At 67.7% G+C, this 20,706-nt stretch carries 23 protein-coding genes and 1 pseudogene; 8 read left to right on the top strand and 16 right to left on the bottom strand.

Annotation, left to right across the window (positions count from 1 at the left end; translation table 11 throughout):
• Positions 1-21: 21 nt before the first annotated feature.
• The 9 genes from secF to pdxS all read right to left on the bottom strand — a co-directional run bounded on the left by secF (position 22) and on the right by pdxS (position 7,999).
• A complete protein-coding gene (secF, locus tag NQ152_RS00545) occupies positions 22-1,011 on the bottom strand; it encodes a protein translocase subunit SecF (RefSeq protein ID WP_257522646.1) in 990 nt (329 codons plus the stop codon).
• Positions 1,011-2,744, bottom strand: a complete 1,734-nt coding sequence (gene secD / locus NQ152_RS00540) for a protein translocase subunit SecD (protein ID WP_257522645.1) — start codon at positions 2,742-2,744, stop codon at positions 1,011-1,013. Before secD ends, secF begins: the two co-directional genes overlap by 1 nt.
• A 39-nt stretch (positions 2,745-2,783) precedes the next feature.
• Entirely contained in the window at positions 2,784-3,245 is a 462-nt protein-coding gene (yajC, locus tag NQ152_RS00535; RefSeq protein WP_257503739.1) for a preprotein translocase subunit YajC, read from the bottom strand.
• Positions 3,246-3,328: 83 nt separating this feature from the next.
• Positions 3,329-4,351 (bottom strand): Holliday junction branch migration DNA helicase RuvB, encoded by a 1,023-nt coding sequence (gene ruvB, locus NQ152_RS00530; protein WP_257503740.1) that lies wholly within the window; start codon positions 4,349-4,351, stop codon positions 3,329-3,331.
• Positions 4,344-4,964: a Holliday junction branch migration protein RuvA gene (gene ruvA, locus NQ152_RS00525; RefSeq protein ID WP_257522644.1), complete on the bottom strand. Its 621-nt coding sequence runs from the start codon at positions 4,962-4,964 to the stop codon at positions 4,344-4,346. The genes ruvB and ruvA overlap by 8 nt, the downstream gene beginning before the upstream one ends.
• Positions 4,965-5,010: 46 nt before the next feature.
• Entirely contained in the window at positions 5,011-5,571 is a 561-nt protein-coding gene (ruvC, locus tag NQ152_RS00520) for a crossover junction endodeoxyribonuclease RuvC (RefSeq protein WP_257503742.1), read from the bottom strand.
• Between the two features lie 66 nt (positions 5,572-5,637).
• Positions 5,638-6,396: a YebC/PmpR family DNA-binding transcriptional regulator gene (locus tag NQ152_RS00515; protein WP_257522643.1), complete on the bottom strand. Its 759-nt coding sequence runs from the start codon at positions 6,394-6,396 to the stop codon at positions 5,638-5,640.
• Between the two features lie 69 nt (positions 6,397-6,465).
• Entirely contained in the window at positions 6,466-7,059 is a 594-nt protein-coding gene (pdxT, locus tag NQ152_RS00510) for a pyridoxal 5'-phosphate synthase glutaminase subunit PdxT (protein ID WP_257522642.1), read from the bottom strand.
• Positions 7,060-7,084: 25 nt separating this feature from the next.
• Positions 7,085-7,999 carry a pyridoxal 5'-phosphate synthase lyase subunit PdxS gene (gene pdxS / locus NQ152_RS00505; protein ID WP_257503745.1) on the bottom strand — a complete coding sequence of 305 codons (915 nt, stop codon included), beginning with the start codon at positions 7,997-7,999 and terminating at the stop codon, positions 7,085-7,087.
• Between the two features lie 97 nt (positions 8,000-8,096).
• On the opposite strand from pdxS, the gene pdxY reads away from it, so the two are divergent.
• Positions 8,097-8,948 carry a pyridoxal kinase PdxY gene (gene pdxY / locus NQ152_RS00500; protein ID WP_257522641.1) on the top strand — a complete coding sequence of 284 codons (852 nt, stop codon included), beginning with the start codon at positions 8,097-8,099 and terminating at the stop codon, positions 8,946-8,948.
• A 9-nt stretch (positions 8,949-8,957) separates the two neighbouring features.
• Here pdxY and NQ152_RS00495 read toward each other — a convergent pair whose 3' ends face one another.
• The 3 genes from NQ152_RS00495 to NQ152_RS00485 all read right to left on the bottom strand — a co-directional run bounded on the left by NQ152_RS00495 (position 8,958) and on the right by NQ152_RS00485 (position 12,335).
• On the bottom strand, positions 8,958-9,500 hold the full coding sequence (locus NQ152_RS00495; RefSeq protein ID WP_257503747.1) for an HIT domain-containing protein: 543 nt from the start codon (positions 9,498-9,500) through the stop codon (positions 8,958-8,960).
• Entirely contained in the window at positions 9,497-11,515 is a 2,019-nt protein-coding gene (thrS, locus tag NQ152_RS00490; RefSeq protein WP_257522640.1) for a threonine--tRNA ligase, read from the bottom strand. The genes NQ152_RS00495 and thrS overlap by 4 nt, the downstream gene beginning before the upstream one ends.
• A 154-nt stretch (positions 11,516-11,669) precedes the next feature.
• Positions 11,670-12,335, bottom strand: coding sequence for a DNA alkylation repair protein (locus tag NQ152_RS00485; RefSeq protein WP_257522639.1), 666 nt, complete (start codon positions 12,333-12,335; stop codon positions 11,670-11,672).
• 143 nt (positions 12,336-12,478) lie between these two features.
• Here NQ152_RS00485 and NQ152_RS00480 point away from each other — a divergent pair, with 143 nt between their 5' ends.
• Complete coding sequence (locus NQ152_RS00480) at positions 12,479-13,837, top strand: HNH endonuclease signature motif containing protein (protein ID WP_257522638.1); 1,359 nt, start codon at positions 12,479-12,481, stop codon at positions 13,835-13,837.
• Between the two features lie 98 nt (positions 13,838-13,935).
• A complete protein-coding gene (locus NQ152_RS00475; protein ID WP_257522637.1) occupies positions 13,936-14,433 on the top strand; it encodes a hypothetical protein in 498 nt (165 codons plus the stop codon).
• 6 nt (positions 14,434-14,439) lie between these two features.
• On the opposite strand, the gene NQ152_RS00470 is transcribed toward NQ152_RS00475, so the two are convergent.
• Entirely contained in the window at positions 14,440-15,402 is a 963-nt protein-coding gene (locus NQ152_RS00470) for a capsular polysaccharide synthesis protein (protein ID WP_257522636.1), read from the bottom strand.
• 62 nt (positions 15,403-15,464) lie between these two features.
• Here NQ152_RS00470 and NQ152_RS00465 point away from each other — a divergent pair, with 62 nt between their 5' ends.
• The 3 genes from NQ152_RS00465 (at position 15,465) to NQ152_RS00450 (ending at position 16,801) form a co-directional block, all read left to right on the top strand.
• Entirely contained in the window at positions 15,465-15,746 is a 282-nt protein-coding gene (locus tag NQ152_RS00465; protein WP_257522635.1) for a hypothetical protein, read from the top strand.
• A gap of 173 nt (positions 15,747-15,919) precedes the next feature.
• A complete protein-coding gene (locus tag NQ152_RS00460; protein WP_257522634.1) occupies positions 15,920-16,078 on the top strand; it encodes a hypothetical protein in 159 nt (52 codons plus the stop codon).
• 84 nt (positions 16,079-16,162) lie between these two features.
• Positions 16,163-16,801, top strand: a complete 639-nt coding sequence (locus NQ152_RS00450; RefSeq protein WP_374113540.1) for a VOC family protein — start codon at positions 16,163-16,165, stop codon at positions 16,799-16,801.
• Positions 16,802-17,478: 677 nt separating this feature from the next.
• Here NQ152_RS00450 and NQ152_RS00445 read toward each other — a convergent pair.
• Positions 17,479-17,689: pseudogene (locus NQ152_RS00445) on the bottom strand (helix-turn-helix domain-containing protein); the annotation flags it as partial.
• A 128-nt stretch (positions 17,690-17,817) separates the two neighbouring features.
• Here NQ152_RS00445 and NQ152_RS00440 point away from each other — a divergent pair.
• Together NQ152_RS00440 and NQ152_RS00435 are read left to right on the top strand one after the other, a co-directional pair.
• Positions 17,818-18,447: an SRPBCC family protein gene (locus tag NQ152_RS00440; RefSeq protein WP_308209080.1), complete on the top strand. Its 630-nt coding sequence runs from the start codon at positions 17,818-17,820 to the stop codon at positions 18,445-18,447.
• Positions 18,447-19,115 (top strand): DUF4166 domain-containing protein, encoded by a 669-nt coding sequence (locus NQ152_RS00435; RefSeq protein WP_257522633.1) that lies wholly within the window; start codon positions 18,447-18,449, stop codon positions 19,113-19,115. The genes NQ152_RS00440 and NQ152_RS00435 overlap by 1 nt, the downstream gene beginning before the upstream one ends.
• A gap of 137 nt (positions 19,116-19,252) precedes the next feature.
• Here NQ152_RS00435 and NQ152_RS00430 read toward each other — a convergent pair whose 3' ends face one another.
• Positions 19,253-20,116 (bottom strand): alpha/beta fold hydrolase, encoded by an 864-nt coding sequence (locus NQ152_RS00430; protein ID WP_257522632.1) that lies wholly within the window; start codon positions 20,114-20,116, stop codon positions 19,253-19,255.
• A gap of 83 nt (positions 20,117-20,199) precedes the next feature.
• Positions 20,200-20,448, bottom strand: a complete 249-nt coding sequence (locus tag NQ152_RS00425) for a hypothetical protein (RefSeq protein ID WP_257522631.1) — start codon at positions 20,446-20,448, stop codon at positions 20,200-20,202.
• Positions 20,449-20,706 lie beyond the last annotated feature (258 nt).

The following is a 20,706-nucleotide window of genomic DNA, read 5'->3' as shown; positions in this document are numbered from 1 at the left end:
CAGCCGCGCCGGGAGGCCGGTCTAGACCGGCTGCCCGGCACGTTCGCGCGCCGCCAGAACGCGGGCGTCGCGTGTCTTGATGTTCGGCTCGTTCTCGCGCAGCAGCGAATACAGCGGTGCGGCCACGAACACGGTCGAGTAGGCCGCCACGATGGTGCCGACGAAGATCGCCAGCGAGATGTCGGTGAGGGTCTGCGCGCCGAGCCACAGCGCGCCGATGAACAGGATCGCACCGGTCGGCAGGATCGCCACCACGGTCGTGTTGATCGAGCGGATCAGCGTCTGGTTCACCGCGAGGTTCACGGACTCCCCGAAGGTGCGGCCGGACACTTCGCCGTCCTCGGTCGTGTTCTCCCGGATCTTGTCGAACACGACAGTCGTGTCATAGAGCGCGTACGAGAGGATCGTCAGGAAGCCGATGACCGCCGCCGGGGAGATCTCGAATCCGCAGAGGGCGTAGACGCCGACCGTGATGACGAGCACGTCGAGCAGGCCGATGATCGAGGCGGCCGACATCTTCCACGTCCGGAAGTACAGGGCGAGGATCAGGAAGGTCAGCGCGAGGAAGATCGCCAGACCCCACAGCGACTGCCGGGTGACATCGGCGCCCCAGCTGGGCCCGATGAAGGACGAGGTCACCTCGGTGACCGGAACGGCGTAGATCTCAGCCAGCGCGTCGGTCACCTGCTGGGTCTCGCCGGGCGTCAGCTGGTCGGTCTGGACGCGGACGTTGCTGTCCCCGACCGTGGTGACCTTCGTCGTCGCATCGGGCACCACGGACTGGACAGCCTCGGTGGCCAGCTGCTGGTCCGGGGCGGTGACGTTGGTCACCGTGAACTGGGACCCGCCGGTGAATTCGATCGAGAACTGGATGGGCCGCACGAGCGGAACCAGCGCCGAGCCGATCACCAGGATCGCCGCGATGATGAACCACAGACGGCGACGCCCGACGAACGGGAAAGAGGTCTTGCCGGTGTAGAGGTCGTTTCCGAGCTGACTCATGGAACGCATCAGAGCTCTCCCTCCTTCTCGCGCGGGGACGGTTTGCCGCTGGCCGGAAGCTCGGCCAGCTCCGCCTGTTTGCGCTCGGCGATGGTCTGACGCCGTTCGGCCTCACCGCGTGAGCGGGACGCTCGTCGTTCCGCCGCGGTCTTGGTCGACGCGACCGCCGGTGCGCGGAACTGCGCGCGCCCTCGGTACACCGCTCCCAGTGCTGCCGGATCCATGCCGGAGAGCGGGTGACCGGAACCGAAGAACCGCGTGCGGGCGAGCAGCTGCATCACCGGGTGCGTGAACAGGATGAAGATCAGCACGTCGATGACGGTGGTCAGACCGAGGGTGAACGCGAAGCCCTTCACGGTGGCGTCGGCCAGGATGTACAGCACCACGGCGGCGAGCACGTTGATCGACTTCGAGATGTAGATGGTGCGCTTCGCGCGGCTCCAGCCGTCCTCGACCGCCCCGGTGATGGACTTGCCGTCGCGCAGTTCGTCCCGTATTCGTTCGAAGTAGACGATGAACGAGTCGGCCGTGAATCCGATGGAGACGATCAGGCCGGCGACGCCGGCGAGCGAGAGGCGGAAGCCCATGCGCCAGGCCAGGATGCAGATGGTGACGTACGTCAGCACACCCATCACGATCAGGGAGGCGATGATCACCATCCCGAGGGCGCGGTAGACGATCAGGGAGTAGATGGCCACGAGCGCCAGGCCGATCAGCCCCGCGATCAAGCCGATCTGCAGCTGTTGCGATCCGAGGGTCGCCGAGATCGTGTCCGAGCTGACCACTTCGAAGCTGAGCGGCAGCGCCCCGTACTTGAGCTGGTCGGCGAGCGTCTTGGCGGTCTCCTGAGTGAAGCTGCCGGTGATGCTCGGGTCGCCGCCGAGGATGATGGCGTTCATCGAGGGGGCCGAGAGCACACTGCCGTCCAGGACGAACGCGAACTGGTTCAGCGGCGTGGTCGCGCCGAACAGCCGCTGACTGATCTGACCGAACGTCTTGGTGCCCGCGTCGTCGAACTTGATGTTGACGGCCCAGCGACCGGTCGTCTGCTCCAGCCCGAACGTCGCGTCCGAGATGGACGAACCGTCCAGCTCCACCGGTCCGAGGATGTACTTGACGGTGCCGTCCACGTCGCAGGTGATCAGCGGCTGGTCCTTGGGAGCGTTCGCCGGATCGTTGTCGGGGTTCGCGCAGTCGTAGGCCTGGAACTGCGCGAACAGCGCCTCGGTGATCCACGCGGGATCGCTCCCGTTCGTCGGCTCGGTCGTCGGCGTCGCGTTCAGCGAAGGATCGGGCGTCGGGAACGGCGTGGACGTGCCGTCCGGGCCGACGAATGTCGTCGCCGGCTGACCGGTGTAAAGGACCCCGCGCAGCTGGAGCTGGGCCGAGGCCTCGATCCGCTGGCGGGTCTGCTCATCGGCCTGGCCGGGGATCTGGACGACGATGTTCCGGCCGCCCTCGGTCGTCACGTCGGCCTCGCCGACACCGGACGCGTCCACCCGCTGGCGGATGATCGTGACCGCCTGGTTCAGCTGCTCGTTCGAGGGCGCCGCCCCGTCGGCGGTCTGCGCCTCGAGGATGATCTGCGTCCCGCCCTGGAGGTCGAGCGCGAGCTCGGGGGTCCACGAGCTGGCTTTGAAGACATGGACGCCGAGCGCGTTGATGCCGAACAGCACCGCGGTGACGATCAGAAGACCGGTCAGCGCGCGCCAGGCATGACGGACGGGGGTGGAAGTCGCCACGAGGGGTCAGCTTTCTGGGAGCCCGGGAGGGCGAGCGGGTCAGGCCTTGGGCTTGTTGTCCAGGTCGGTGTCGGGGTCGACGGGCGGCAGCGGTTCGGCCGCGCGGTAGTCGTCGCTGATCGAGCTGATCGAACCGCTGGCGACGCCGTCGATGTAACCGGCCTCGCTCTCTTCGGCCTCGATGAGCTCGTCCTCGGTCACGACGCCCTCGGCGGGGTCCACGACGCGGAGGATGGCCTGGCTGTGCACCTTGATCTGGACGCCGGGCGCGATTTCCACGAGCGCGGGCTGGTCGAGGTTCTCCGGGTCGAAGGCGACGATGGTGCCGTAGAGACCGCCCTGGAGCAGCACCTCGGCGCCGGGAACGGTCTGGCGGGCCTTCTGCTCCTGCTCGGTCTTCTGCTTCTGCATCCGCCGACGCGAACTCCAGAACATGAAGACGAGGAGGACGACCAGCAGGATGATGAGGCCGTAATTGCCGAAGAACGTGGCGATGTCCATGGAGGCGAGAGCACCTTTCGAATCAGGCGCGCGCCGTTGCGGCGCTGCCTTGCATGAGGAGGGTAGGCGAGAGCCTCCAGCGATTATAGATCATTGAATCTGAGCGCAGAGTCTGCCTGCCGAACGCCCAGGTGTGCGAAGGCCGACGGCATCGCCACGCGCCCGCGCGGCGTGCGACCGATGAAGCCGATCCGCACGAGGTAGGGCTCCACGACCGACTCGATCGTCTCCGGCTCCTCGCCGACCGCCACGGCGAGCGTGCTCAGGCCCACCGGGCCACCGCCGAAGCGACGCACGAGGGCATCCAGCACGGCGCGGTCGAGGCGATCCAGTCCGATCGCGTCGACGTCGTAGAGGTCCAACGCGGCGTCGACGGTCGCCGTGTCGCCACCACCACCGCGCACGATCATGAAGTCGCGGACACGCCGGAGAAGTCGGTTCGCGATCCGAGGTGTCCCCCGCGACCGGCGGGCGATCTCGGCGCGTGAGGCCGGTGGCAGGTCGACCGCGAGCATCACCGCGGACCGCTCGATGACCCGCTCCAGCTCGGCGGGCTCGTAGTACTCGAGGTGACCGGTGAAGCCGAACCGGTCGCGCAGCGGGTTGGGCAGCAGCCCCGATCGGGTGGTGGCGCCGACCAGCGTGAACGGCGCCAGGTCCAGGGGGATGCTGGTGGCCCCGGCACCCTTCCCGACCATGATGTCGATGCGGAAGTCCTCCATGGCCAGATACAGCATCTCCTCGGCGGAGCGGGCCATCCGGTGCACCTCGTCGATGAACAGGACCTCACCGGGCGTCAAGCTGGACAGCAGCGCCGCCAGGTCGCCGGCGTGCTGGATCGCGGGCCCGCTGGACAGGCGCAGCGGCCGGCCGCTCTCGTGCGCGACGATCATCGCCAGCGTGGTCTTGCCCAGCCCGGGGGGTCCGGACAGCAGGATGTGATCCGCCGGACGCTGCTGGATGCGGGCGGCGTCCAGCAGCAGCTGGAGCTGCCCGCGCACCTTCTGCTGCCCGACGAACTCGGACAGTGAGGCCGGACGCAGTGCTCCCTCGATCGCCAGCTCGATGTCGTCGACCGGCTCGTCGGCGTCGCGGACGTCATCCACCGGCGTGCTCCTTGCGGGCGGGGCCCAGGGTGGCCAGAGTCAGGCGCAGCAGCGACGGCACGGCCGCCCGCTCAGCCGGTGAGGCCTGCTCCGCGGCGGCGGAGACGGCTTCGGCGGCGGCGCGCTCGTTCCAGCCCAGCCCGACCAGCGCCTGCATGACCTGGGCGGCGACATCGGGAGCGGCATCCCGACGCCCAGCGCCCGAAGGCGACGGGGCGGCGATCTTGCCGGCCAGCTGCACGACGATGAGCTTCGCCGTCTTCGGGCCGATGCCCGAGACGCGCCGGAACGGCGCGTCGTCGTCGGAGGCGACCGCGTCGGCGATCTGCGTCACACTGAGGGCGGCGAGGACTCCGAGCGCGGATTTGGGGCCGACTCCGGTCACGCTGAGCAGCTGGGTGAAGACGAGGAGCTCGTCGCGGCTTTCGAAGCCGAACAGCGAGAGCGCGTCCTCCCGGACGATGAGGTGGGTGTGCAGGTACACCTCGTCCCCGACGTCGGTGGCCGCCGCGACGTGCGGGGTGACGGCGATCGTGAGCCCGACGCCGCCGACTTCCAGGACGAGCGAGTCGGTCTCGACGTGGGCGGCCCGACCGCGCAGGGAGGAGATCATGCGACGAGCCTACGAGGCTGTTCGCAGTTTTGTTCGACCGACACACTCATCGTCGGGCAAGGCGCTCCGCGTCCGCCCACGCGCGCTGCGCGGGCGTGAGGGTTCCGCCGGTCGGAGCCTGTGCCGTGCCCCCGCGCCACGCATGGCAGAGCGCGAGCGCGAGCGCGTCGGCGGCGTCGGCCGGCTGCGGCACTTCGTCCAGGCGCAGGATGCGGGCGATCATCGCCTGCACCTGGCGCTTGTCGGCTGCGCCGTAGCCGGTCACCGCGGCCTTGACCTCGGTCGGCGTGTGCGTCGTGGCCGCGAGCCCGCGCTCGCCCGCGATCAGCAGGGCGATGCCGCTCGCCTGTGCCGTGCCCATCACGGAATGGCGGTTGTTCTGCGAGAAGACGCGCTCCACTGCCATGACCGTCGGCGCATGCAGGTCGATGACGGCGCGGATGCCGGCGGCGATCGTCGCGAGACGCCGTTCGATCGGCTGGCCCGGGTCGGAGCGGACGACACCGACGTGCACCAGCGTCGCGGACCGGTCGCGGGCGACATCGACCACGCCGACGCCACAGCGGGTCAGGCCCGGGTCGATGCCGATAACGCGAAGGGCTGTCACTCCCCCACGCTAAGCGGGCTCGACCGGCGGGCGCCGACGGCGCGCCCGGCGAGCGGCAGTTGTCGCCTACTCGTCCGTTTCCAGTTCGGCCTGCACGTCGGCGGTCAGGTCGAAGTTGCTGTAGACGTTCTGCACATCGTCGCTGTCTTCGAGCGCGTCGATCAGACGGAAGACCTTGCGCGCCGTGTCGGCGTCCACCTCGACCTTCAGCGTCGGGACGAATTCGACGTCTGCCGACTCGTAGTCGATGCCCGCCTCCTGCAGCGCGGAGCGGACCGTCACCAGCTCGGACGGATCGGTGAGGATCTCGAAGCCCTCCGCGTGCGGCTCGATCTCCTCCGCACCGGCCTCCAGGACGGCCAGCATGACGTCGTCCTCGCTGGTCCCCTCGCCCGAGACGACGATCACGCCCTTGCGATGGAAGTTGTAGGCGACACTGCCGGGGTCGGCCATCGTGCCGCCGTTGCGCGTCATCGCGGTGCGCACCTCGGCGGCCGCACGGTTGCGGTTGTCGGTGAGGCACTCGATCAGGAGGGCGACGCCATTCGGCCCGTAGCCCTCGTAGAGGATCGTCTGATAGTCGACCGACTCACCGGTCAGCCCGGCACCGCGCTTGACCGCGCGGTTGATGTTGTCGATCGGAACCGAGGTCTTCTTGGCCTTCTGGACGGCGTCCTGAAGGGTGGGGTTTCCCGCGAGGTCCGCGCCGCCGATCTTGGCTGCGACCTCGATGTTCTTGATGAGCTTGGCGAACGACTTGGCACGGCGCGAATCGATGATCGCCTTCTTGTGCTTCGTGGTCGCCCACTTGGAGTGGCCGGACATTCCCCCAGTTTACGTGGCTGCGGTCGCAGTCACGTGCGCGGATGCGCGCCGGTCCTCTCGCGCCGTGCGTCAGGCCGCCCGTACGGTCTCGAGGAAGAGGCTGTGGAAACGGTGTTCGCCGGTCACCTCGGGGTGGAAGGAGGTGCCCAGGAGGGTGTCGGTACGCACCGCGACCACCCGGCCATCCTCGAGACGGGCGATCGCCTGGACCCCCGGCCCCACGGCGACCACCAGGGGGGCGCGGATGAAGACCGCGTGGACCGGCGGCCCGTCGAGCACCGGCACGTCCAGATCGGTCTCGAAGGACTCCACCTGACCGCCGAACGCGTTGCGCTGCACGGTGACGTCGAGTCCGCCGAAGCTCTCCTGCCCCTCGATGCCGTCGGTGATGCGATCGGCCAGCAGGATCAGTCCGGCACACGTGCCGTAGACCGGCATGCCGGCAGCGATCGCGTCGCGGATCGGACGCTGCATCCCGAACGCGCGCGAGAGCTTGTCGATCACGCTGGATTCGCCGCCCGGCAGCACCAGCCCCTGCACGTCCGCCAGCTCATCCGGACGCCGCACGAGCAGGACGTCCGCGCCGAGATCGGTCAGCACGCGAGCGTGTTCGCGCACGTCGCCCTGCAGCGCGAGCACGCCCACGCGGGGTCGCTCAGCCATTCCCCGACCCAGCCGGAGGTCGCCGCTACCAGCCGCGCTCGGATAGGCGGTGCGGGGCGGCAAGATCGGTGACGTTGATGCCGACCATGGCCTCGCCCAGGCCGCGTGAGACCTCGGCGATGACCTTCGCGTCGTCGTAGAAGGTGGTGGCCTTGACGATCGCTGCGGCGCGCTCCGCCGGATTGCCTGACTTGAAGATGCCGGAGCCGACGAACACGCCGTCCGCGCCCAGCTGCATCATCATCGCGGCATCCGCGGGGGTGGCCACGCCGCCGGCGACGAACAGGACGACGGGCAGCTTGCCCGTCTCGGCGATCTCGGCGACCAGCTCGTAGGGCGCCTGCAGATCCTTGGCGGCGACGTAGAGCTCGTCCTTCGTCAGCGAGCGGAGGTGGTTGATCTCCCCCGAGATCTTGCGGATGTGCTTGGTGGCCTCGGAGACATCCCCGGTGCCGGCCTCCCCCTTGGAGCGGATCATCGCCGCGCCCTCGTTGATGCGGCGCAGCGCCTCGCCGAGGTTGGTCGCACCGCACACGAACGGGACGGTGAACTTCCACTTGTCGATGTGGTTGACGTAGTCGGCGGGCGAGAGCACCTCGGACTCGTCGATGTAGTCCACGCCGAGCTGCTGCAGGACCTGCGCCTCGACGAAGTGGCCGATCCGGGCCTTGGCCATCACGGGGATCGAGACGGCCTCGATGATGCCGTCGATCATGTCGGGGTCGCTCATGCGCGACACCCCGCCCTGCGCGCGGATGTCGGCCGGAACCCGCTCGAGCGCCATCACCGCGACCGCACCGGCATCCTCGGCGATGCGGGCCTGCTCGACTGTGACGACGTCCATGATGACGCCGCCCTTGAGCATCTCGGCGAGTCCGCGCTTGACGCGGCTCGATCCGTGCTGAGCGGATGAGGGCGCGGGTGTGGTGCTGTCAGTCATACTTCCTGATCTTAGTTGGGCCGCCGCGTTGCTCTCCGCCGCAGGCACCAGGCCACCGGCGGTCTGCAGGACCGGTGCATGGGTGGAGAATCGAGCGGTGAAGATCCTCTCGATCCAGTCCGCCGTCGCGTACGGTCACGTCGGCAACTCCGCCGCAGTCTTTCCGCTCCAGCGGATCGGGGTGGAGGTGCTGCCGGTGTACACCGTGGCCTTCTCCAACCACACCGGCTACGGCTCGTGGCGTGGTCCGATGCTCAGTCCGGATGATGTGCGCGAGATCATCGTCGGCATCGAGGAGCGGGGCGTGCTGGGGCAGATCGATGTGGTCCTGTCGGGGTATCAGGGCGGCGAGGGCATCGCGGATGTCATCCTGGACGCCGTCGCGCGTGTGAAGGCGGCCAATCCCGACGCCCTGTACGCCTGCGATCCGGTGATGGGCAACGCGAAGTCCGGATGCTTCGTCGCACCGGCGATCCCGGTGCTGCTGCGCGACCGGGTCGTTCCTGCGGCCGACATCATCACGCCCAACCAGTTCGAGCTCGGCTTCCTCACCGACACGCAGCCCGACACTCTGGAATCGACTGTGGAGGCGGTGGACCTCGTGCGCGCCACCGGCCCTCGGGTCGTGCTGGTCACCAGCGTGGAGCGCCCGGACCGCGAAGCCGACACCATCGAGATGCTCGCGGTCGACCAGACCGGTGCCTGGATCGTCCAGACCCCGCTGCTGCCGATGAAGGCGAACGGGTCGGGCGACGTGACGGCGGCACTGTTCACCGCCCACTACCGACGCAGCGGGGATGCCGCGGATGCACTGGCACGGACAGCATCCAGCGTGTTCGACCTGCTGGAGCGCACCCATCTGTCCGGTGAGCGCGAGCTGCAGCTCGTCGAGTCGCAGGAGGCCTACGCGCACCCGCGCATGCAGTTCGGGGTCCGTCGCGTCCGCTGATCCGGGCGTTCAGGCGTTCCAGGCGTCGGCCACGACCCGGCGCACCTCGCCGAGCAGCTGGGGCAGCGCCTTGGTCTTGGCGATGATGGGGAAGAAGTTCGCGTCGGCCGTCCACCGCGGCACGATGTGCTGGTGCAGGTGGCCGTCGATGCCCGCACCGGCGACGTGACCCTGGTTCATCCCGATGTTGAAGCCGTCGCACCGGGAGACCTCGCGCAGCACCCGCATTCCGCGCTGCGTGAGCGCGCCGATCTCGGCGACCTCCTCAGCCGTCGCCTCGTCGTACTGCGAGATGTGCCGATACGGGCACACCAGCAGGTGGCCCGAGTTGTACGGGTAGAGGTTCAGCAGCACGAAGGCCGTCTCGCCGCGCGCCACGATCAGCGCGTCCTCGTCGGACATCTTCGGGGCGGCGCAGAACGGGCACGCGTCCCGCAGCGGCTGTGGACCCGCCTGGATGTATGCCATCCGGTGCGGGGTCCACAGTCGCTGGAACTCGTCCGGCACGCCGGCCAGCGTGGCGGCATCCACCAGCTCGGCATCGTCGGTCACGCCAGATCCTCCGCGGTGTTCACCAGCACCCTCGTCGAGATGGACGTCAAGATGCGCTGCACGGCGTCGTCGATCGGGACGCCGTTCTCCTGCGAGCCGTCGCGGAACCGGAAGGACACGGTGCCGCCGGCACGGTCCTGCTCCCCCGCGATGAGCTGGAGCGGCACCTTCTGCGTCGTGTGCGTGCGGATCTTCTTCTGCATGCGATCGTCGCTGGCGTCGAGCTCTGCGCGCACGCCCTGGCGGCGCAGTGCGACGATCACGTCGTTCAGATAGTCCGCGTACTCCTCGGCGACGGGGATGCCGACCACCTGCACGGGTGCCAGCCAGACCGGGAACGCGCCGGCGTAGTGCTCGAGCAGGATCGCGAAGAACCGCTCGATCGAACCCATCAGCGCGCGGTGGATCATGACCGGGCGCTTCTTGGTCCCGTCACGGTCCGTGAACTCGAGATCGAACCGCTCCGGGAGGTTGAAGTCCAGCTGCACGGTGGACAGCTGCCACGTGCGACCGATCGCATCCCTGACCTTCAGGTCGATCTTCGGGCCGTAGAACGCCGCCTCGCCGGCGACCTCGGTGAGCTTCAGACCGCTGGCCATGGCCACGCGACGCAGCGCGTCGGTCGCCTCGGCCCAGTGCGCCTCATCGCCGATCCACTTCGACTTCTCGTCGTCGCGCATCGACAGCTCCAGTTCGAAGTCGCTGAGCCCGAAGTCGCGCAGCAGCGACAGGACGAACTCCAGCACGTCGGCGACCTCGCCCTCGAGCTGCTCGGGCGTCACGAACAGATGCGCGTCGTCCTGGGTGAAGCCGCGAACACGCGTCAGGCCGTGCAGGGCGCCGGAGAGCTCGTTGCGGTAGACCGTGCCGTTCTCCGCGAGCCGCATCGGCAGATCGCGGTAGCTGCGCGCGCGTTCCCGGTAGATCAGGATGTGCATCGGGCAGTTCATCGGCTTGAGGTAGTAATCCACGCCCTGCTTGGTGATCTCACCGTTCTCGTTCCGCTCTTCATCCATGTGGATGGGCGGGAACATGCCCTCGGCGTAGGTGACCAGGTGGTTGGACTCGATGAAGAGGTCCTTCTTCGTGATGTGCGGCGTGTACACGTAGCTGTAGCCGGCTGCACGGTGACGGTGCAGCGCGTGCTGCTCCATCTCCTGACGCACGATGCCGCCGCGCGGATGCCACACCGACAAGCCGGAGCCGATCTCGTCGGGGAACGAGAACAGGTCCAGCTCCTTGCCCAGACGCCGGTGGTCGCGCTTGGCGGCCTCCTCGAGACGCTGCTGGTAGGCGCGCAGCTCGTCCTTCGACGGCCACGCCGTGCCGTAGATGCGCTGCAGCTGCGGGTTCTTCTCGCTGCCCCGCCAGTACGCGGCGGCGATGCGGGTCAGGTCCCAGCCGTTGCCGATCAGCCGGGTGCTCGGCAGGTGCGGACCGCGGCACAGGTCCTTCCAGACGACGTCGCCGTCGCGGTTCACGTTGTCGTAGATCGTCAGTTCGCCCGCGCCCACCTCGACGGAGGCGCCTTCGGCGGCTTCCTTGCCCGAGCCGATGCCGCCCTTCAGGCCGATCAGCTCCAGCTTGAACGGCTCCGCGGCCAGCTCGGCCCGTGCTTCCTCGTCGCTGACGACCCGTCGCACGAATCGCTGGCCTTCGCGGATGATGCGCTGCATCTCCTTGGCGATGGCCTTCACATCCTCGGGCGTGAACGGCTCCTGCACGCCGAAGTCGTAGTAGAACCCATCGGTGATCGGCGGGCCGATGCCCAGGTTGGCCTGCGGGTTGATCCGCTGCACCGCCTGCGCGAGCACGTGCGCCGCCGAGTGGCGCAGGATCGCAAGACCGTCGGGACTGTCGATCGCCACGGGTTCGACGGAATCGGCCTCCGTGACCGTGGTGGCGAGGTCCTTCAGCTCACCGTTGACGCGCAGCGCGACGACGGAGCGGTCGGGGAAGAGGGCGAATCCGTCGGCGGGATAGGTCACGTCCGGCGGGAGGGCGGCGTCAGTCAAGGGACTCTCCAGGGGTGGCTCGGATCAAGGCTACTCAGCTTCGGGCGCGTGGCGCCCCGCCCGCTCAGGCGCCGAGCGTTCGCGTCCCGGCCGCGACGACGGTCGCAGTCGGCGAAACGCGCAATCCCATGCGTCCCAGTCTAGTTGCGGTGCGTCAGAGGTGCTTGAGCGCTTCACGCCGGCTGAGCGGGCTCAGCTCGTGCGTCTCGGCGTAGGCGCGCACCCATTCCGGATGCACCCGCGCACACTCCCGCAGCGCCCAGCCGATCGCCTTTCTGATGAAGAACTCGCGGTCGGCGAGGTTCGGCTCGATCACCGCCGCGAGCAGTTCGAGGTCGACGCGATCGCGCCTACCCAGTTGCGAGATGATCGCGATCCGCCGGATCCACATGTCGGGATCAGTGCTCCACCTCCGCACGAGATCGGCCGTGGCGGCGGGTTCGCGATCGTGCAGAGCGGCGAGGCGGTGCGAGAGCTCGTCGGTGTAGTCCCACCACCTTCCGGTCCGCACCATGTGCTCGATGATCGGCACGACGGCCGCGTCGGCAGCGGCGCCGTCCACGGCCAGGAGGGCGGCCGCCGCGTAACGCTCCTCGCGATACTCCGCGTCGTCCCACAGCTCCCGGGCGGCATCCCGAAGTGCCGCCGGGTCAGCCGCCCCCGCCGATTCCACCGCCGCCCGCGTGAGGCGCCGCACATTGGGCAGGCGCACTCCGCGGAACGGGATCGTCGATTTCATGTACGCCTGCTGCCCGGCCGCGCGGGTGGGGTCCGCTGCGGAATGCAGGGCAGCCCGGATGCGGTCGGCGAGCGCGCTCATGCGGCTCTCCTTTCCGGCTTCGGGGGCGGCTTCAGGTCCGGCGTCAACGCTAGCGGGAGAGGCGCTCCGGACGCTCCGGTGAGGCCGTTCCGGGCGTCGTGCTCCTCGTGCCGGATGTCGGTGGCCCCGGTCAGAATGGATACATGAACAGCCCCGCGATCGCCGCGAAAGAGCGGGCGGATGCGCGGTTGGCGACGTTGTTGCCGCAGCTGGCGGACGCGCGGCGGGAGATGGCGCGGCTGCAGGCGGTGGAGGCACAGCTGCTGGCGGACGCCCAGCGGATCGCGGCGGACTGGGCGGCCGAAGAGGACCCGGCAGCGACCAGTGCCGCGGAGTTCCCGTATCGGTCGGTCGCGGCGGAGATCGGGGCGGTATGGCGCGTCAGCGACCGGTCCGTGCAGCGCCGGCTGGGTGAGGCCGCCGCCCTGGTCGGCGGATACCGCGAGACGCTGGCGGCGCTCGCGGCCGGTGAGATCTCGGCCGCCCACGCCCGGATCATTGTGATGGCCGGAACGGTGATCGACCGGCCGGAGCTGCGGGCCGAGTTCGAAGGGTCTGTGCTGGAGTTCGCCAAGACCGAGTCCGCGTCGAGGCTTGCCCCGGTCGCGAAACGACGTGCCGAGTGGTTCGCGGAGTCCACCATCGATCAGCGGCAGCGTCGCGCCCGCGGGCAGCGGCGCGTGTGGGTCACCGACCTGGATGATGCGATGTCCGAGGTGCACGGGATCGTCCCGTCGGTGATCGCCCACGGCATCCGGGACCGCCTCACCCAGCTCGCCCATGCCGTCCAAGACGGTCGCGATCCGGTCGGCCCCGCCGATGCGGTGCAACCCGCGGGGGGTGGCTGGGGCGAGGCCGTGCCGAGCCGCGCAGAGGTCGACACCCGGGGTGTCGATGAGCTGCGGGCGGACATCTTCGCAGACCTGCTGCTGGCCACCGATCCGACCGCGCACACCGGGCCGACCGGACTAGCCGCAGTCCACGCCAGCGTGACCGTGACCGTTCCCGTGCTGACGCTGATCGGCGACGCTGTCGCCGACCCGTTCGAGATCGGGATGCTGGAGGGGCACTCCCCGATCGATGCCGAGACCGCCCGGATCCTGACCGCGAACGCCCCCGGGTGGGACCGCGTCCTCACGCACCCGATCACCGGTGAGGTGCTGGCCGTGGACCGGTACCGGCCCGGCGAAGAGCTGCGCCGGCACCTGCGCGTCCGCGATCAGCACTGCCGCTTTCCCGGATGTCGCATGCCGGCTCGCCGGTGCGACACCGACCACACCGTCGACCATGCCACCGGCGGCCCGACCACGGCGCAGAACCTGGCGCACCTGTGCCGTCGACATCATTCCCTGAAACACCACACCGCATGGCGGGTCCGACAGCGGGGCGGCGGTGTTCTGGAATGGACCAGCCCCACCGGCCGGACCTACACCGACATCCCGGTCAGCACGGTGGCCTTCGCCCCTGACCCGGAATGCGACCTTCAGCCCGCACCTTTCTGATTTCCAGGCTGTGCGCCGGCGCGTTCCCCGGCCCACGCCTCGCATTCCGGCAGAGGTGCGAGTGGACAAGGGGAAGCACCGTGCCGGAGTCTTGTGCGATGAGCGCCGGTGCTGCGGTGAAGGTCGTCACGGTGGTCGTCGCGGTCAGCGCGTTCCTGGCGGGATGCTCCCCCAGCGGGGCGGCACGTCCGCACGAGGGGTCGACCATGCCCCCTGACACCGTCGTCGAGGAGCCCCGCGTCGACGTCGACGACCTCTTCGATCCCGGGCCGCCGGCATTCAGGCAGCGTGACCCGCTGCCATCCTGCGGAACGGTGGAGCTGACCCAGGGCGAGCAGATGCCGGCGGACGCGATCGCTTGCGTCGACGGTGCGGGTGCGGCCGGGGCGGAGCTGGTGGTGACCGCACCGACTGTCGAGGGAGATCCGATCACGTCGTATTTCCGGGCGCTCCCGGGCGGCGGCATCGAGATGTTCGTCGATCTTTCGGAGGACATGTTCGCCGGTGAGGGCTCGTCGTGGCGTCACGTATCGTGCCCGCTCGCCACCTCCATTCAGAGGGCCCGCGGCGCGAACTGCCGGAGCGACGAGCGGTGAATCCCATCAGGTCAGGCGGCGGGTGGTGAGGAGGTGCTGGAGGATCGAGCCGGCCGGCACGGATGCGGGATCGTATTTGTAGCTGAGCTTCTGCACGATGGAGATCTGATCGATCACTCCTGCCACGTCGGCAGACCAGGGCTCCATCATGCTCAGCTGCAGGACGTGGCTGGACGCGCTCGAGAGATGGCCGGCCTCGGACCATTGACCACGGAACTCGGGGATCAGTGCCCGCAGGGCCTCGAAGATGCGGTGGTAGAGGAAGTAGTCCGGCAGATCGTCCCGCTCTGCCCACCACATCTCCAGCGCCGCGCGCTGCAGCCGGATGACGAGCGAGCCGGGGACGGCCGCGATGAACCAATTGCCGATCTGTCCGGTCGCCCAGCGCGGGTAGAGCACGCCCCCGCTCAGGAGCGGTCGGATCACCTCGCCGAGCGGGTGGGGCACCCAGCAGGTCGCGTCGACCCAGATCCCGCCGTAACGGTCCAGGAGCGCGCTCCGCACGTAATCGGCGAAGTGTGCAGGACGGTCGCGCTCCAGGACGGTGTGGATGCGCGAGGGGATGTCGATCAGCTCCCGCACGCTGACAGCATCCAGGAGTCGAACGCCGGGATGCATCCGTTGGAGTTGGGCGGTGCACGCGCGGACGATGTCCGGAGCGTCGTGCGCACCGGTGTTCCAGTAGGAGTACACCGCAAGCGGCACGTCGCGTGAACGAGCCAGGTCTTGCGCGGCCAGTCGCCTGCCCAGGGCGGAACTTCCCGGTCCGGCCGGAAGCCCCGCTGCGTGGCGAAGCGCGTCCCTGCGCTCGCGGAAGAACTCCGTGACGAGGCGACTCCCGCGGCGCACTGCCGCCGGGTCCAGGATGTCCTTGAACTTCTCGACGCGTGCGAGCTGGGCCGCCAATCCAGCCAGGAACGACGAGGGCGCCCCATCCGCCCCCGCGCCGGTGCGGTCGAGGTCAGCCATGGTCCAGTGTTCCACGAGCATCCGCGCTACGTTGGCGAGACTGCAACGAAAGGCACCGTCGAATGAATGACTACGGCCCCGGCGTCGCTGCCGGTTTCGCCTTCATCGTCCTGGGGATCGTTCTGTACCTCGGCACCATCGCGCTGGTGCTGTGGATCGGATATCTCATCATGCGTACCGCCGTGAAGAACGGCATCCTTCTTGCTGATGCCGAACGCGGTCGCCCGACGCTCGGTGGCGGACCGGGTCCCTCTGCGCCGGCAGGCTGGTACGACTCCAGCCAGGGCCGTCGCTATTGGAACGGTCAGCAGTGGACGACACCGCCGCCGGTTCCCGGCAGGTGAATCCCGAAAAACAGAAACCCCCGGTATCCCGGGGGTTTTCTCTGTGCGCGAGGTGGTCAAGGTCATCAAGATCGACGAGGCGTCCATCGGACAGGCCGGCAACGCGTACAACGCGAACACCGCATGACGGGGACGTGCCGGGTGAACAACCACGACTCTGAGAGGTGAAGCGCATGAGCACAAACGGCTTCGGCCTGAGCAAAGACGGCGTGACAAACGAAGGCGCAGCAGAGGAGGAAGCGCAGCACCTGGCGGCACTGATCATCTCAGGCTCAGCGCCGGCAAACGAACTGCGCCGCCTTCTTTATGCCAGCAAGCCGACGGAGTCGTAGAGCCGATCCCAGGAGGGCCCCTCCAGCCTTCCCGCAAAACCCTCCGGGTATAGGCATCTTCTCCCTCCCCGAAAAGGCGACAGCGTGAAGGGCCTGCGCCTCGGCTACGACCACGATGACTACAAGGGTCGCAATGTCGTCGAACGCGGCTTCAACGACACGAAGCAATGGCGTGGTCTCGCGACCCGTTATGACAAACTCGCGCTCACCTACCGCGGCGGTGCCGCGTCCTCCGTGCGATCGCCCTCTGGCTGCGTCGGTTGGACAGTCTGTCACGATGAGTGGATGAACTCTTCTGGGGCTGACCCCGCACTCGTACCCGAGCTGCTGGTCCGCGACACGCTGAAGAGCATCCAATTCTGGTGCGGGCTCTGCGGGTTCGAGATCGACTATCAGCGCCCCGAGGAGGGCTTCGCCTACGTCTCGCTAGGCTCCGCGCACATCATGCTCGAGCAGCGCGGCGTCGGGCGAAACTGGATCACCGCGCCGCTGGAACCGCCACTCGGACGAGGAATCAACTTCCAGATCAGCGTCCCAACCGTTGACCCAATTCTCACGTCACTTCGCGACGCCAACTACCCGCTATTCATGCCGCCCGAGACGAAGTGGTACCGCATCGGAGACCTCGACGAAGCCGGAGTCACCCAATTCCTCGTCACGGACCCCGACGGATATCTCGTTCGCTTCCAAGCATCCCTGGGCCACCGACCAATCGTGCATTAGGGAGGACACGCCCTAGGTCGCCAGCGCCCGGCACACCTGTAGTCGCGTATACGGGCAAGACCCCGTCGTTGCGTGGAGCCGTCCTGGACACCGTCGAGGATCTCGTGAGAGCTCTGACGAAAGTTCCTTCGAGTCGGCGCCCTTGTCGGGCTAGTGACGCAGGATCCGTCTTGAGGGGATACAAAACCGGTACGAGTGTGGTGCAGTTGAATCCTGAGGTTCATAGTCGTCACACTTGAAGGGGGAAAGTGTGCAGAATCATCGCGTTCCGCGATTGCGCCCGGCACTGCGACTGATCTCCGGCATCGCGATTACTGGGATCATTGCGGCCACAGTCTGGTTCGGATTCGCGGCCGTCAACGAGTCCGGCGCTCAGATGGCCGCAGCCAGCGCGACGGCAGCAGCTTTGGTAAGCGGTTGGTCCGCGGCATTCGCAGCGATCAAGGCCAAGTTGAAGTCGCCCGAGGCAGCACGAGCCTAGTCGTCGCTATCCGGCTCCCCATTGGCTGTTCGCTCCCCTCGCTCTTCTTTGGCCGAGGCACCAGGAGCGTCGCTCAACCTCTGTCCCCAGGCGATGACGGCGTTTTAGGACGACGGCGGCGCGGTAGATGACGGCGTGCTGTCGAAGCGGGTGGCGAGGCCGCGCCACTGCTTCAAGCGCGCGTAGCCGCGCTCGATTACGTTGGGTGGGCCCGGTAGACCGTGGAACGTGCGACGCCGAACAGCTCCGCGATCGCGGATGGTGTGGGTTCCGTGGCGGTGCAGGTTCACCAGATGTCTCTCTTGCGCAGCCGAGAGTTTCGGCTTCTTACCGCGGAGGCGACCTTTGGCCTTGGCGACGGCCATGCCTTCGCGTGTGCGCATCCGGATTAGGCCGGACTCGAACTGTTTAGTATTTCGCGGGACACCCGACGCCCCGCATAGCTGACTGCTGAAGCGCTTCGCGCGCGATCCGCAAGCGGATCCTCCCGCGGGGCGAATGTGTGTGAACGGAGCGTGCTGGTTAGCCTCGGAGGGTGGCGCATCGAGGCATCTTCGTGGAGGTCGAGATCGACGCACCTCTCGAACAGGTGTGGGACGTAACCCAGCATGCTGAGCAGCACGGCCGGTGGGATCTCCGTTTCTCCAGCATCCGTCCCGCCGGCACTGACGAGCACGGCGCAACGAGCTTCGCTTACACCCGCAGGGTCCCGTTCCACACGGTTGCCGGGGTGGGCGTAAGCCTCGGTGAGCGATCACGACCCGATGGAACCCGCACCTCGGCATTGCGGTTCTCGACCACAGATCGGTTCTCGCCAATCCGTAGCGGTCGCGGGTATTGGCGGTATGCGCCCGTGGAGGGCGAACGAACACGGTTCACCACGGGGTATGACTACACGCCCGGATGGGGACGCCTCCTCGACAAGGTGGCCCGACCATTGCTGGGGTGGGCGACCGCGTGGAGTTTCGACCGCCTCCGCATCTGGATCGAATGCGGGGAAGAGCCCGAGAGATGGCCCGTGCACAGCATCCTGTGGTTCTGGAACCCGGGCAGGCCACGGGCATCCCGCTGCCGCCGCGCACCGTTGGGCGGATCGCGACGCGACGATCACCTTCGTGACGCGCCGCCCACGCTCGCGACACTGCCCGACCCGGCGGCTATCTGATGAGTTCCATCTTCGAGGAAGCCATGGGCAGGGATTTTGAGCGTCTGCACCCGATGTTGCAACGCCGCTTCGGGGTCGGAGTCGACCGGGGTGAAGCGTGCGTCGGTCTCGGGACAATGACCCAGATCCGACGCGGACCCTGGTGGACGGTCCCTTTCCTGCAGATCGGACGGCTCCGCAACATCCTGATCCCTGACACCGGCACCGACATCCCGTTCATCATCGAGAACTATCCGTATCGGGACCCGTTCGGTCGAGAGACTGTCACCTTCGTCCGCGAGTACACGATCAACGACCACCGAAGCCGATTCGACGCGACGATGGTGCTCGCGGACGGGCGCATTGTGGACTACCTCGGCACCCACCAGCACCTCGCCGTCGACCTCGCCCTGACCGTCGATGAGACCGGAGCGCTCATCCTCACCTCTGACGCTCAACGTTTCTACGAAGGACCGATCGCCTTCCGTTTCCCCATGATCTTCAGCGGGCGCGCACGCCTCAGGGAATCATTCGACGAGCGAACCAACACGTTTCACGTCGACCTGGAAGTCCACAACGACCGGTTCGGGTTCCTCTTCGGCTACACCGGGTCCTTCACTTGCGAATGGATCCCCGTCACCGATGCCCCCGAACGCCTCAAGCCCAAACGCCACGAGAACCGGATCTAACCGATAGCGGATCCCGTGCGGGCACAACTCGGGCTGAGTAACGGTGCTCGAACCCGTTACAGCGTCGCGGTGACGGACCGGCTTCCGGGCGGGACGCCGGCGCGGTTTAATCGCGAAGGGGCGCTGGGTGCCAGCCGTCAATCTTGGATGAAGGAATGCAGAGTCGACATCAGTTGGGTCTTCTGCGAGCCGATCCAGAAGAGGTGACTTGGGGCACTGAGTTCGACGAGGTCGGCGTCGGGGATGACGCGCGCGAAGTCCTCCGCATGGGTGAACGACACCCCACCGTCGCTTCTGGAGGCCGTCACCATGGTCGGGCACTTTACGGCCGACATCGCCTTACGCCGCGCGTCAGCCCCGCGGGGATGCGCTTGGCGCAGGTCATTCGTGAAGCCGGAATCCGAGCGCATGGCACGGAACAGGCTCTGGGCCTCATCCCTGTCGGCCACACTCATCTGATCCCACCACTGGCTGGTGGGGAGGTTCGATAGCTGGGACAACATCATTCGTAACCCGGCGTCGGACCGCACGACACTTCGCACCAACCCCCAGACCGCACCCTGCAAGAGAGGCGAGAACACCACCGGGCCGAGGAGCGCCTCTGCGCGGGTGTCGGGGTATTGCTTGGTCGAGGGTGCGCAACTGTGAAGAATCAGGCGCTGCACGGTCGGCCCGCCGCCAGCAGCGACGTGCACCGCCTGCAGCCCCCCGAACGAAACCCCCACAGAGGCAGCGACCGAGGAAATCCCCAGCTGTTCACACACCTCCCCCACCAGCGGGGTGAACTCCGCAGCGGTGAGCCGGCCAACCCGGGTACCGCCATAGCCGGGACGTGAGAAGGAGACCACCTCGTGGCCCAACCCGGCATACAAGCTCCGCCCGCAGTCCGTGGTCGCGCGGCAATGACCACCGGGGAAGAACAGCACCGCTGACCTGTCCCCGGGCACGTGCAGGATCTCCACCGCCCCTGCGCTCGTCGAAACGAGCCGCGTGCCCACCATCGCCCCAGTGTGGCGGTGTTCGAAACTGCGCGGTAGTTGACCGGCGTGCGGTCGGTCTGCGAGGCCTTTCTATCGGCGTGCCCTCAGGCGCCTCCGGGCGGCAAGACTCCCACGATGACGAGGGGGACCAGCACGACCCCGATGATCACGAACATCAGGCCAGCAATACGGTTGAGGTGGACCTGCAGTCGTCCTGTCCGCTCGGTGTAGCCGATCCGCTGACCCAAGTGGGAGGCCGTGCGCTCCAGCGCGAAAGGGCGCAGGGCGAAGAATGCGCCCATCCCGATCGCAGCAATCGCCCACAGGAGGACGAAGATCGCTGAGCCGCTCACGTCTGCAACGATACGCACCCCTTCCTCGATAGACCTCACGGTCCCATCTACGAAACGATCGTCGACGATTCGGGGCCATTCACGCTAAAGGACCGGCTTCGCACTCGAGGCACGTTCGACCCGGGCTAATCAAAGGCATCCTCGGGTAGAAGGATGTCGTCGGGGCGTAGCGCGCCGCCGATCGAATAGATCCGCCACGGTCACGAAGGCCTCGACGTGCCGTTCGGGCTGAGTGCGGCCGGGCACCACGTCGGTGAC

This window comes from Microbacterium sp. zg.B48, assembly GCF_024623505.1.
In the GTDB taxonomy this organism is placed as follows: domain Bacteria; phylum Actinomycetota; class Actinomycetes; order Actinomycetales; family Microbacteriaceae; genus Microbacterium.
The sequence above is the reverse complement of the archived record's forward strand: the minus strand, read 5'-3'. Positions and strand labels throughout refer to the sequence as shown.